Source organism: Citrobacter sp. Igbk 16 (assembly GCF_028069755.1).
Classification (GTDB): domain Bacteria; phylum Pseudomonadota; class Gammaproteobacteria; order Enterobacterales; family Enterobacteriaceae; genus Citrobacter.
The window spans coordinates 51,372-63,112 of record NZ_JANEWJ010000020.1; the positions used below are offsets into that span (position 1 = coordinate 51,372).

Annotated in this window: 11 protein-coding genes; all 11 read right to left on the reverse strand. The window is 52.2% G+C overall.

Annotation, left to right across the window (positions count from 1 at the left end; translation table 11 throughout):
* Window positions 1-57: 57 nt before the first annotated feature.
* The 11 genes from wecG to wzzE are packed head-to-tail and all read right to left on the reverse strand — an operon-like array spanning window position 58 to window position 11,741.
* Window positions 58-798, reverse strand: coding sequence for a lipopolysaccharide N-acetylmannosaminouronosyltransferase (gene wecG / locus NNO03_RS14415; RefSeq protein ID WP_005133328.1), 741 nt, complete (start codon window positions 796-798; stop codon window positions 58-60).
* Window positions 798-2,153, reverse strand: a complete 1,356-nt coding sequence (gene wzyE, locus NNO03_RS14420; protein WP_271449828.1) for an ECA oligosaccharide polymerase — start codon at window positions 2,151-2,153, stop codon at window positions 798-800. Before wzyE ends, wecG begins: the two co-directional genes overlap by 1 nt.
* Entirely contained in the window at window positions 2,150-3,229 is a 1,080-nt protein-coding gene (locus NNO03_RS14425) for a TDP-N-acetylfucosamine:lipid II N-acetylfucosaminyltransferase (RefSeq protein WP_271449829.1), read from the reverse strand. Before NNO03_RS14425 ends, wzyE begins: the two co-directional genes overlap by 4 nt.
* Window positions 3,226-4,476 (reverse strand): lipid III flippase WzxE, encoded by a 1,251-nt coding sequence (wzxE, locus tag NNO03_RS14430; protein WP_271449830.1) that lies wholly within the window; start codon window positions 4,474-4,476, stop codon window positions 3,226-3,228. Before wzxE ends, NNO03_RS14425 begins: the two co-directional genes overlap by 4 nt.
* A gap of 1 nt (window position 4,477) precedes the next feature.
* Complete coding sequence (gene rffA / locus NNO03_RS14435) at window positions 4,478-5,608, reverse strand: dTDP-4-amino-4,6-dideoxygalactose transaminase (RefSeq protein ID WP_040230067.1); 1,131 nt, start codon at window positions 5,606-5,608, stop codon at window positions 4,478-4,480.
* A gap of 4 nt (window positions 5,609-5,612) precedes the next feature.
* Window positions 5,613-6,290 (reverse strand): dTDP-4-amino-4,6-dideoxy-D-galactose acyltransferase, encoded by a 678-nt coding sequence (gene rffC / locus NNO03_RS14440; RefSeq protein WP_271449831.1) that lies wholly within the window; start codon window positions 6,288-6,290, stop codon window positions 5,613-5,615.
* Complete coding sequence (gene rfbA, locus NNO03_RS14445; RefSeq protein ID WP_271449832.1) at window positions 6,268-7,149, reverse strand: glucose-1-phosphate thymidylyltransferase RfbA; 882 nt, start codon at window positions 7,147-7,149, stop codon at window positions 6,268-6,270. The genes rffC and rfbA overlap by 23 nt, the downstream gene beginning before the upstream one ends.
* A gap of 33 nt (window positions 7,150-7,182) precedes the next feature.
* Entirely contained in the window at window positions 7,183-8,250 is a 1,068-nt protein-coding gene (gene rffG / locus NNO03_RS14450) for a dTDP-glucose 4,6-dehydratase (RefSeq protein WP_271449833.1), read from the reverse strand.
* A complete protein-coding gene (wecC, locus tag NNO03_RS14455) occupies window positions 8,250-9,512 on the reverse strand; it encodes a UDP-N-acetyl-D-mannosamine dehydrogenase (RefSeq protein WP_271440997.1) in 1,263 nt (420 codons plus the stop codon). Before wecC ends, rffG begins: the two co-directional genes overlap by 1 nt.
* Window positions 9,509-10,639 (reverse strand): non-hydrolyzing UDP-N-acetylglucosamine 2-epimerase, encoded by a 1,131-nt coding sequence (gene wecB / locus NNO03_RS14460; RefSeq protein WP_271440996.1) that lies wholly within the window; start codon window positions 10,637-10,639, stop codon window positions 9,509-9,511. Before wecB ends, wecC begins: the two co-directional genes overlap by 4 nt.
* A 55-nt stretch (window positions 10,640-10,694) precedes the next feature.
* A complete protein-coding gene (gene wzzE, locus NNO03_RS14465; RefSeq protein ID WP_137383182.1) occupies window positions 10,695-11,741 on the reverse strand; it encodes an ECA polysaccharide chain length modulation protein in 1,047 nt (348 codons plus the stop codon).

Genomic DNA, 11,741 nt, shown 5'->3' on the forward strand with positions numbered 1-11,741 from the left:
GTTGTGAATAAGTAGCGCGTTTAGCATAACGCGCTACTGAACAACGCAGAGGTGATGTCAGAGATTGCCGGTATAGTGCCAGCGGAGATAACGTAATAAACGAAGTTGGCGGGTGATACGACTCGGTTGCAGCAGCAAGCGATACAGCCACTCCAATCCCAGGCTCTGCCAGAATTTGGGCGCACGCTTTACGTGGCCGGTAAACACATCGTAGGTGCCACCCACGCCCATATACAGCGCATGTGGATGGACCTGGCGACAATCGCGCATAAAAATTTCTTGTTTCGGCGACCCCATCGCCACGGTAACAAGCTGTGCGCCGCTGGCATGAATACGCTCAAACAGCGCCTGACGCTGATCGGCGGTAAAATAGCCGTCCTGACTGCCAACAATATTGACGTGCCATTGTGCGCGCAATTTTGCCTCTGTTTGTGTCAGAACATCAGGCTTACCGCCAACAAGGAATACGGGCGTTCCTTCCTTCCCGGCGCGAGCCATCAGCGCTTCCCAGAGATCGGCCCCCGCCACACGTGATACCTGCGCCTGCGGGAATTTTTTGCACACGGAACGCACCACGCTGATCCCATCCGCATATTTAAACTCAGCGGCCTCGATCAACGTCCGAACCTCTGGGTTATCCTCCGCTGTCAGCATTTTCTCGGCGTTAATTGCTACCAGCGTCCCCTGCCTGAGGCGTCCCTCAGCAAACAGGTAATTCAGCGCATGCTGCATATCGCGCCAGCCAATCAGTTCTAATCCGCGCAGTGAATACAGCGGCGCAGTTGTGTTATCTGTCATTACGATCCTTCAACCTGTGTCCGGGGCACCGACTTTATTCGTTTATGGATGAGTCCCGCACTATCAAACAGCCAGTACAACAATTTTGCCACCAACAGACAGACGCCGAAAATCACGAGGAAAAAGACCACTCGCGAGACAAACGAATCTAACCCTTCACGTGCCAAAACGATCATATTAAAAATGGCGCCGAAACAGAAACTGTGCAAAATCGCTGACTTATAGCGATTAGTCTCCCGGTTACCTAATTCATACAACCAGTCGAACCATTTAATAATTAGGCCGACCACAATCGCACCTAACGGTATAAACAAGGCACCGCCCATCACCACCAGCGAACCAATCAGCGTCGGGGAGATAGCCAGGCCCGAGTGGTTGTTCAGCACTTCCCAGGTAAAATAGTTCGCGGAATTGAGCACAATGCTCGGTCGGCCCGGCCACAGCCAGGACGGTATAAAGACGTAGAAATCACGGACGATCGGCGCCAGCCCCTGAAACTCAATATTGTGGTAATTTTGTAGCAATAGCGCCAAATTCTCCCACGGCGAGAAGGTATCGCGCGTGAGGTACAGGAAAGTATAGAACGCCTCATCACCGCTGACGTTCATCCCGTAGCGCTTCAGCGCCAGCCAGAACATCCCGACAATACCCAGTACACCCGCGGCGGCCAGCATCCATAGTGAAATCCAGCCACGAATAATGCCGATAAACAGGAAAATGGCAAACGCGATAATAATATTGGCGCGGGTTCCGCCAACAATCATGTACGTCAGCAAACCAAATGCAACGGTACTTACCAGGAAGAACAACCACGCTTTGCTGTCCTGACGCAGGAAGTAGACCACCAGCATCGCCGGAATGAAGAAGTAGAAGAAGCGTTTCAGAGCCACCCCGGAGACTTCACTGGAGAAAATCTGGCTATAGGATTGCAGCCTGAATAGCAGGAAACCGTTGTGCATAAAGAAAATGCCCACGCTCACCAGCGCAATCGCCATCAGGATAATCCAGGTCAAATGTGCTTCAACGCGATTGATCGTAAACAGCGGTCTGCGCGTTCTCTCCGGGCTCCGTTTACGCAGGCGTGTTTTATAGGTCACATAGTACACTGCGTAGAAACAGGCAGCAGACAGCAACGCCTGCAGCAGAATTTCCGGCGGGGCCACCGCCACATCAAAGCGAAAGACCAGCACGCTGGTCAACGGGAAACCAAAGAAAAACGTCAATAAAAACAGCAATGAAAAGAAGACATTGAAGTTAAACCGCACGCGTCGGAATTCAAACCAGGTCAGCGTGGCGATAAACAAAGTAGAGAGTAGCCACACCACCAGCAGACCGCTGAATTGCATCAGACTCATACGGTTTCTCCTGAGGCAATGCGCAGCGCGTTATGCCACGGTTGCAGATAATTCGGACTAAAGAAAGTAATTGCACTTTTATCAACCGATGCCAGCTGGCGCTGCGCTTCGCGTACAATACCTTCATTGAGTACATCTGTCGTAAACAGAACCGGGATATTTTGCTCTGCCATATCCTGCCAGAATGGGTTTTCACGGTTGAGCACGCACGGAATCCCCGCCTGAATCAGCAGACACAATGTACCAATCCCCTGTTGACGGGCAAAAATAAAGTAACCCAGATCGCACTGACGCAGTAGCGCCAGATAGTCATCAAACTCCAGCTTTTCGCTGAGAATTTGCAGATTATCGGCGCTAAATAACGCCAGACCTGCCTGGCGTACTTCATCAATATAGCCTGCATTATTTGCCGGGTAACCCATTGGCACAATCACATTCACCGTATCACCAAACTGCTGATGAACAGCGCGTAGCGCGGCTACATGCTCATTACTGCGATCGCCAGAGTTTCCGACCAGGATCGTCATTTTCCCGCGTCGCAGGCGCTCATTACTCATATTGTTCAGCGATGGATCCATACGCGTTGGGAAATAGAGCAATTCCCCACGTACACGCGGATGCTGCTCAGCGAAATAGCTCAGATCGCCTCGCGTGGCAAAGACACATCCCACGCGGTTTTGCGCTATTCGACGAATTGGGTAAAACAGACGGAATTTCAGCCCACTGGAGACTTCATACAGATCGGCACCCCAAATATGCCAGTAAAACTGCTCAGGTTTAATGCCCCCGCTCAGCAATGCCAGCCACAGGCTAGTATTGAACTGCCCATGAAAGAAGAAACGCTGCTGGCGATCCATCTTAGCTTTGGCGATAACGGCCTCTGCCAGCGCCTTTTTTCCGCCGTAGAAACTCAGTGATAACGCCGGGTAGCTCTCGCTTAATCCCGTATCCTGACCAGCAACCATAAACACGCGCGCGTGCTCACTTGTTACAGCCAACGCGTCGTTGAAGAACCGCAGCACGGTTTGGTTATGGTGAGGGATATCCGATCCCAGAACGTGAATCAGTACAGTCATACCCGCCTACGCCAGAGTAAAAACACGCAACAACAAAGAGAAAAATAGACGATGTACGTTGCCATATAGGCCTGTGCCGCGCCGAGAGCACCGTGCGCGGGGATCAACCAGTGGGCAAATGCCGTCAACAAAATGAACTGGCTAATTTCGGCCAGAATATAAAAACGCAGCGAGGCCTTCGCGATCACCAGATAGCCAAATACGTAGGCACCTACTTTCAGAACATCCCCCACCAATTGCCAGGCAAATAAATCACGCATAGCGGTGAATTTAGCGGAGAAAAGCAGCCAGATAGCAAAATCACGTAACAGCCAGACGGTAAAACTCGCGGCGGCAACCGCCGGCAATACAAATTTCAGCGACTTGATAACTTCACGCGCGATGTCGCGCTTTTCAGTAAGGCGAGACAGTGTTGGCAGTAGATACACACTGAATGAAGCAGTAATAAATTGCAGGTACGCATCAGAGATACTGCTCACCCCCTGCCAGATCCCCACGTCATCCCAGCTGTATTGCGCCGCCAATAGGTTTCGCATCATCACATACGCCACTGGTAGCGTCACAGAGGTAATGAGCGCCATCAACGTAAACTTGCTGAGTTGCCCTGCCAGGCCGTTGTCCCACGAGGGCCTCAGGTAATGCAGGGGGATCACCCCGCGCTTAATCAGCATAATAGCGGCAGGAATAACGACCAACGCAGGTACCAGCGCCAGGCCCAGCAAGGCACCTTCGTATCCGCCCAACCGATAGCAGCCGTAGTAGGCCACGACGCCGACCAGGCTACCCACAATCAGCGACAGCGCGTTTCCCGCCGCATCGCGAAAGCCCTTCATCAACGCCAGCAACAGGTTTGCCCAGGCAATCCCCATCTGTACCAGCGCAACCAGGCGTACCAACCCCTGAAAATGCGTATGACCAAACAATCCCTGGCTGATGGGCGCTGCTGCCAGCAAAAAAATCGCCGCCATCAGCGTAGAGAATCCCAGCACCATTGCGGATGATGTCCCCACCACCTTACGCAACCGCGCCGGATCATCATGGTGCTGAGCAACGTATTTCGTGACGCCGTTGAAAATCCCAGCGCCCGCCAACACGCCAAGCACGGTGACCATCTGGCGGAAGTTTCCCGCCTGGCCCACACCCGCAGGGCCGAAAGAGACCGCCAGCAGTTTTACCACCAACAAACCCGCACCAATTTTTACCAGCGTACTGGTAGCCGTCCACAAGGACGCTTTAGCCAGCGACATATCAGGAAAAGTAGTTGAGTAAGGTCGTAATCACTGTGCGCTGGTTAACCGGCGACAGGTTGTAAAACAGCGGCAGACGCAACAGACGTTCACTTTCTTTGGTGGTATAACGATCGACTCCGGAAAACACACCAAATTTATCGCCAGCCGGACAATCATGCAGCGGAATATAATGGAATACCGCCATAATTTCGGCTTCTTTCAGGAAGTTAATCAACGCCGTGCGATCATCAATATCACGCAGCTTGATATAAAACATATGGGCATTCTGCGCACAACCTTCCGGGATGACGGGTAAATCAATGCGCCCGGCGCGCGCCAGCGGTTCGAGGGCATCATAATAATTCTGCCACAGTACCAGTCGCTGATGATTAATACGCTCTGCCGCTTCCAGTTGCGCCCACAGATAGGCAGCCTGGAGATCGGACATCAAATAACTGGAGCCAATATCACGCCAGGTATATTTATCAACCTGACCGCGGAAAAATTGACTGCGATTCGTCCCCTTTTCACGGATGATTTCTGCACGTTCAACTAATTTACGGTCGTTGATCAGCGTCGCCCCGCCTTCACCGCCTGCGGTATAGTTTTTGGTCTCATGGAAGCTAAAGCAGCCAATATGCCCAATGGTCCCCAGCGCACGGCCTTTGTAGGTCGACATTACGCCCTGAGCAGCATCTTCCACCACGAACAGGTTGTACTGTGACGCCAACGCCATAATGGTATCCATTTCACAGGCAACCCCGGCGTAGTGCACCGGCACGATAGCGCGGGTTTTCTCAGTAATCGCCGCTTCAATCAGCGTTTCATCAATGTTCATGGTATCCGGGTGGATATCGACAAAGACGATTTTTGCGCCACGCAGCACGAATGCATTCGCGGTAGATACAAATGTGTAGCTGGGCATGATGACTTCATCGCCGGGCTGGATGTCCAGCAATAATGCCGCCATCTCCAGTGACGCGGTACAGGATGGCGTCAGCAGCACTTTCTCACTGCCAAAATGCTGCTCCAGCCATTGCTGGCAACGACGGGTAAAACCGCCATCGCCACACAGCTTACCGCTGCTCATCGCTGACTGCATGTATTCAAGCTCGGTTCCCACCACCGGCGGCGCGTTAAATGGAATCATTTTGTCACCTGTATAACCAGTACGCGGTGCTTTCCACATTTGCACCACTCTGTATATAACGTTTAAGCGCGGCGGTGTTGCCCATCTGGGTCGCCACGCGCAATGTTGTTTTACCGCGAGCCAGCGCCCAGCAAAGCGCAGCTTGCATGAGTTCTGCGCCCGCACCACGACCAGCCAGCAGGCCAATTCGTGCATCAGTATCATTGACGTCACGTAGTGAGACATAACCGCGAATCCCACCAGTCTGTGTGCGAAAAATGAGGCACTGATGATCGAACGTGCCCAGCACAGCGTTTTCTATCCACTGTGCATAAAAACGCGCACTGGCCTCCACGGGATACCACGGTGCGCGGAAACGACTTTGGGCGAACGCCTCTCCAGCCAGTTGACGCAGTAGCGGAATATCCGCAGCTTGTGCCACCTGAGCACCGGGATTTTCACGGGCGCACGTAACCGGCAGAACAAAGTCCATTTCACCTTCTACCAGTGAAAAACCCAGCTGCTGTAAAGCATCTATTTCATTCGTATTTGCAGCATGAATTTTTGCCTGCACCCGGTCCCAGCGCTGTAAGACTTCTGCTGTCAGAATCGGTGCATGCGGGTCAAACCGTACGATGGCGCTATTCACACCAAAGAACGTATTTTCCCAATCCAGGGACTCAATACTGGCGCGGACGGGCACGGAGAAGCTCCAGCAAATATTGGCCGTAGCCTGTTTTAGCCAGCGAGCTGGCGGCACGTCTTACGCCTTCATCATCCAGCCAGCCATTACGCCATGCGATCTCTTCCAGACAGGCGATTTTAAAGCCCTGACGTTTCTCTACCGTCTGCACAAAAGTGCTCGCTTCAATCAGACTGTCGTGCGTACCGGTATCCAGCCAGGCAAAGCCACGGCCAAGCAATTCAACGGTCAGATTGCCATCGTCAAGGTACATCTGGTTAATGGAGGTAATTTCCAGTTCCCCACGCTCAGAAGGTTTCACACGCTTTGCGTATTCCACGACCTTGCTGTCGTAGAAATAGAGTCCTGTCACCGCCCAGTTTGATTTTGGTTCTTTCGGCTTCTCTTCCAGCGAGACTGCCCGAAAATTGTCATCGAACTCCACCACACCGAAACGCTCAGGATCCATCACCTGATAGCCAAATACTGTCGCACCTGCCGTGCGGGCGGCAACGTGGCGTAATTTTGGACTAAATCCCTGGCCAAAGAAGATATTGTCCCCAAGCACCAGACATGACGGTTCGCCGTTAAGGAACGTTTCACCAATAATGAACGCCTGTGCTAAACCATCCGGACTGGGCTGCTCCGCATAGTGCAATTCAATACCGAACTCGGAGCCATCCCCCAGCAAACGCTGGAAATACCCTTTATCTTCCGGTGTGGTAATAATTAGGATCTCGCGAATTCCCGCCAGCATCAGTACCGATAGCGGGTAATAGATCATAGGCTTATCGTAAATAGGCAATAACTGCTTCGATACGCCGCGCGTAATGGGGTACAGGCGAGTACCTGAGCCACCAGCCAGAATGATACCTTTCATATGATCCCTCCTCCGGGCGCCAAAACCAGGCTGTTAGCCCTTCAGACCCAAACGCTCACCCTGGTAACTGCCATCCTGCACGGGTTTCCACCAGGCCTCATTTGCCAGATACCATTGCACGGTTTTGCGCATCCCACTTTCAAACGTTTCCTGCGGCACCCAGCCAAGTTCACGCGCAATTTTTGACGCATCAATGGCATAGCGCAAATCATGACCGGGGCGATCGTCAACATAAGTGATCAATTCACGATACCGCATGACACCTCGTGGTTTTTGCGGCGCCAGTTCTTCCAACAAGCTGCAAATCGTTTCGACCACGTCCAGGTTTTTACGCTCATTATGACCACCAATATTATAGGTCTCGCCAACTGCACCTGCTGTCGCGACGCAATAGAGCGCCCGGGCATGATCTTCCACATACAGCCAGTCACGAATCTGCTGTCCGTTGCCGTACACCGGTAGAGGTTTTCCCGCCAGTGCATTGAGTATCATCAGCGGGATCAGTTTTTCCGGGAAATGATAGGGACCATAGTTGTTGGAGCAGTTAGTAATTAACGTTGGCAGCCCGTAGGTACGCAACCAGGCTCGAACCAGATGATCGCTACTGGCCTTTGACGCAGAATAAGGACTACTCGGTGCATACGGCGTCGTTTCGGTAAAGAAATCATCCGTAGAATGCAGGTCGCCGTACACCTCATCGGTTGATATATGGTGGAAACGAAACGCCTGCTTTTTATCATCGGTTAACACATTCCAGTATGCGCGAGCGGCTTCCAGCAACGTGTAGGTCCCGACAATATTGGTTTCAATAAATGCGGCGGGGCCATCGATAGAACGATCAACATGACTTTCTGCCGCCAGATGCATCACGCAATCCGGCTGATACTGTTGAAACACGTTGTCGAGCGCTACGCGATCGCAGATATCCACGTGTTCAAAGGCAAAACGGGCATTCTGTGCAACCGGCGTCAGCGACATCAGGTTTCCGGCATAGGTTAACTTATCAACCACTACCACGGCATCCCGAGTCTCATTAATGATGTGACGCACAACCGCTGAGCCAATAAATCCTGCACCACCGGTAACCAGAATTCGTTTCATTAGCGCCAGACTCCTTTGGTATCAACCACATATTGCTGGTGAACCGCATCGCCTTTAATCGCTTTAAATTCATTATGGTCAACCAGCATCACCAGCACATCGGCACTTGCCAACGCAGCATCCAGTTTCGCCAGTTGACACAGGCCATCCAGTTTTTTCGGCAACTGATGGATATTCGGTTCAACCACCCACGTCTCGCCGCTGTGCCAACGTGCGATACTTTGCGCCACCCCCATTGCCGGGCTTTCACGTAAATCATCAATATTCGGTTTGAACGCCAGACCAAAACAGGCAATTTTTACTTCGCTGGCACGTTTATTGGTCTCCGTCAGACAATCTGCTACAGCGGCTTTTACCCGATCGACAACCCAATGAGGCTTACTATCATTTACCTCGCGCGCGGTGCGGATCAATCTCGCCTGCTGCGGGTTCTGCGCCACAATAAACCACGGGTCGACCGCGATACAGTGTCCGCCAACGCCTGGTCCAGGCTGCAAAATATTAACCCGCGGGTGGCGGTTTGCCAGACGGATCAGTTCCCAAACGTTAATCCCCTGATCGGCGCAAATCAGCGACAGTTCATTAGCAAAGGCGATATTGACATCGCGGAAGCTGTTTTCGGTCAACTTACACATTTCTGCGGTGCGGGCGTTAGTCACCACGCATTCACCTTCGAGGAAGATGTTGTACAGTTCGCTGGCACGCGTAGAACAGACGGGGGTCATTCCGCCAATCACACGGTCATTTTTAATCAGTTCAACCATCACCTGGCCTGGCAGCACGCGCTCCGGACAATAAGCAATGTTCACGTCAGCCTGTTCCCCCGCCTGCTGCGGGAAAGTCAGGTCAGGGCGCATTTCTGCAAGCCATGCTGCCATCTGTTCCGTTGCCCCGACGGGTGACGTCGATTCAAGGATCACCAACGCCCCTTTTTTCAACACCGGTGCAAGTGACTTCGCTGCGGCTTCAACATAGACCATATCGGGTTCATGCTCCCCCTTGAAGGGGGTCGGCACAGCAATCAGATAAGCGTCTGCTTCGACGGGTGCCGTAACCGCACGCAGAAAGCCATTTTCGACAGCCGTTTTCACCACAGCACCCAAATCGGGTTCGACGATGTGGATTTCACCGCGGTTAATGGTATCCACCGCATGTTGATTTACATCTACGCCAATAACATGTTTTTGACGGGAAGCAAAAGCGGCCGCCGTTGGCAGTCCGATATAACCCAGCCCAATGACAGAAATGGTCGTAAAACTCATAGCGATATCCGATTATTTTTTAACGCGTGTAAAATTCGGCCACACGCCTGCCCATCACCATACGGATTATGGGCGCGGCTCATGGTCTGATATTCATTTTCGTCATGCAGCAAGCGCGTGACTTCTGCCACAATCCGCTGAGGGTCAGTCCCAACCAGACGTACTGTGCCTGCGGTAATAGCTTCTGGCCGTTCCGTTGTTTCGCGCATCACCAACACAGGTTTGCCCAGAGAAGGGGCTTCCTCCTGAATCCCGCCAGAATCGGTAAGGATAAGCCAGGCATGATTCATCAGCCAGACGAATGGCAGATAGTCCTGCGGTTCAATTAGCATCACGTTATCAACGTGACCCAAAATACGATTTACCGGCTCGCTAACGTTGGGGTTCAGGTGTACCGGATAGACAATCTGTACATCCTGATTAGCCGCGGCAATTTCCGCCAGAGCATGGCAGATTTGCTCAAAACCGCGACCAAAGCTTTCCCGACGATGACCGGTCACCAGGATCATCTTTTTATCAGCATCCAGGAAAGGATAGCGCTCAGCCAGTTCAGCACGCAGCGCTTCATTTCCCAGTACACGATCGCGAACCCAGATCAACGCATCAATAACCGTGTTCCCCGTGACAAAAATACGATCATCCGGAATGGTTTCACGCAGCAGGTTTTGGCGTGAATTTTCAGTTGGGGAAAAGTGATACATTGCCAGGCGCCCGGTCAGTGTACGGTTTGCCTCTTCCGGCCAGGGAGAATAGAGATCGCCCGTTCGCAACCCAGCCTCAACATGTCCCACCGGAATACGCTGATAAAACGCGGCCAGACTGGTAGCAAGGGTTGTTGTTGTATCACCGTGGACTAGCACCACATCAGGTTTGAACTCAGCGAGGATTGGCTTTAATCCTTCCAGAATTCGACAGGTAATTTCTGTCAGTCCCTGACCTGGCTGCATAATATTGAGATCGTAGTCAGGTACGATGGAAAAGAGGTGCAATACCTGATCGAGCATCTCCCGATGCTGTGCAGTGACGCAAACTTTCGCGTCGAAATCAGGATCTTTAGCCAGCGCATGAACCAGAGGAGCCATCTTAATGGCCTCCGGTCGCGTACCAAATACAGTCAGTACTTTCACATCGATTCTCTTCGGATTGGCAGTGAGAGCCCAGCCCCTCACTGCAACGGTATTGCTAAATCGAACGGCGACGGGTTAACGCGACACCAGCACCGATCAGGGCCCCAACGATGCCCCACATAATCATCAGGAAGGCACGACGTGGGCTATCACGTTTTACCGGTTCTTCCGGCGTCCGCAAATAACGATAGGTCTGAAAACGCGGATCCAGGGTCGGGCCTACGTTCAGCGTGTTCAGCATGGCCCTGTTTTGAAAATAGTCCATATCAAAATCTGGGCCAACAGACTGCAGGTTTTCGAGTCGCGCCTGTAGCATAGGACGTCCGAGTAAAAACAACTCAGAATCAGGTAACTCTTCAGCAGGGACATCAGTAGAAGTGCGCGAAATATTATGCTGCTCAGCAATTTTGAGCGCTTGTTCAATGTTATGAACACGGCGAGAGAAAATCGATTTTGCTACCTCTTCCTGCCGTTTGACCTGCGCTTTCATTTGCACCGTCCGCGCAGCCCACGCGCCTTTCAGCTCATCGTTCAGATGACGTGCTGCACGCTGACTGGCAAAGGCCACGTACTGGCGCAGCAGATTGTTGGCATCAGGTGCCGTTTCCGCAATCAGCTTTACGCTGTCATTGGTGTTCCGCAACGCATCACCAGGCATAAACTGAATGTTATTGATCAGTTCATCCAGCAGCGCGGCATCGGCTTTACTGTTTCCGACCATACGCTGCTTATAGTAATCAGTTTGCTGCCAGAATTCACGACGCGTATCCCAGGAGGCAAGCTGCATGATAAATTCTTTATAGGCTTCATCCATCACCGACGGCTGGTCCGTTGACGCGAGGCTGGCCTTAATATCCAGGTTGCGCAGGAACTGTTGTTGAGAATAATACCCCCCCAACATATTGACCGTAGGCTTGTCTGAAATAGCCGTTGCGCTCCACTCCTGACGGGCGAAAAAAGTATAGGCGAGAGCAACAAGTGCAAATGCGAGCGCCATACCGACAATCCACACCTTCCCTGCCCATAAGGTACGAAACAACCCACGGATATCCAGTTCATTTTCAGCGCTCACGGCGTCTTCCCCCGGTAATGGTTGTGTCAT